This is a genomic window from Acetobacter sp. AN02 (assembly GCF_029759835.1).
Classification (GTDB): domain Bacteria; phylum Pseudomonadota; class Alphaproteobacteria; order Acetobacterales; family Acetobacteraceae; genus Acetobacter.
On the sequence record NZ_JAJJND010000177.1, the window covers coordinates 1 to 1,344 of the forward strand.

The 1,344-nt window shown below is 58.4% G+C and carries 2 protein-coding genes; both read left to right on the forward strand.

Annotated features, from left to right (window positions below):
• Nucleotides 1-974 (forward strand): Mu transposase domain-containing protein (locus LOC54_RS12210; RefSeq protein ID WP_408740352.1); only part of this gene is annotated, 974 nt, incomplete at its 5' end.
• Nucleotides 964-1,344: ATP-binding protein (locus tag LOC54_RS12215; RefSeq protein WP_279314052.1), on the forward strand; the 381-nt coding region annotated here is incomplete at its 3' end. The genes LOC54_RS12210 and LOC54_RS12215, both read left to right, overlap by 11 nt.

The following is a 1,344-nucleotide window of genomic DNA, read 5'->3' on the forward strand; positions in this document are numbered from 1 at the left end:
TCCGGATGCTGGGCGGCGTGCCGCGCCGGGGTATTTTCGATAATATGAAAACAGCTGTGGATCATGTCGGGCGAGGGAAAGCCCGGCAGGTAAACCTGCGTTTTTCCGCACTTGTGAGCCACTATCTGTTTGAGGCGGATTTCTGTAATCCTGCATCGGGATGGGAGAAAGGGCAGATTGAGAAGACCGTTCAGGATGCCCGCCGCCAGATCTGGCAGGAGATGCCGCATTTCCCTGATCTTGCAGCCCTGAATCTCTGGCTTGAGAGGCGCTGCCGTGAGCACTGGGCAGATCAGCGGCATGTGGACCTGCCGGGCAGTGTCGCCGAGGCCCATGCCGCCGAAGTGCCGCATCTGATGAGCATGGGGCGCCCCTTCGATGGATTTGTCGAACACACCAAGAGAGTGTCTCCGACCTGCCTCATCCGTTTTGAGGGCACCAGCTACAGCGTGCCAGCGTCCTTTGCCAACCGTCCTGTCAGTCTGCGTGTCTATCCCGCCCGACTGGTGATCGTAGCCGAGGGACGTGTGCTGTGCGAGCATGGCCGGATCATTGAACGCTCTCACACTGCGTCCAGTCGAACGGTTTATGACTGGCGCCATTATCTGGCCGTCCTTCAGCGCAAACCGGGTGCCTTGCGCAATGGTGCGCCATTTGCCGAATTGCCTCAGGCCTTCCGTGTCCTGCAGGAGCATCTCCGCAAACGGACTGGTGGTGAGCGTGACATGGTCGAGGTCCTGGCCCTTGTGCTGCATCACGACGAACAAGCCGTGCTTTGCGCGGTGGAACTGGCACTTGAAGATGGCGTCCCGACCAAAACGCACATCCTCAATACGCTGCATCGTCTGACGGATGGCAAAAAAACCGCGACAGCACGGATTGAGACGCCGCAGGCCCTGACACTTGAATGTGAGCCGCTTGCCAATACCTCCCGCTATGACGCCCTGCGTGGGGAGATCCGCCATGCGTCATGATCCTGCTGCTGGCGCTCTTGTCGTCATGCTCCGCGGCCTGCGGATGTATGGCATGGCTCAGGCCACGGAAGAACTGACCGAACAGGGCGCTCCGGCCTTCGAAGCAGCAATCCCGGTTCTCTCCCAGCTTCTGAAAGCAGAACTTGCAGAACGGGAGATACGCTCCATTGTCTATCAGAAAAAAGCGGCAAGGTTCCCAGCCTATAAGGATCTGGCAGGTTTTGATTTCTCCTGTGCCGACATCAACGAAGCGATGGTGCGTCAACTCCATGGGGGCACCTTCATTGACCATGCCGAAAATGTCGTTCTGATCGGGGGACCGGGCACAGGAAAAAGCCATATCGCAACAGCTCTTGCCATGCAGGCGATC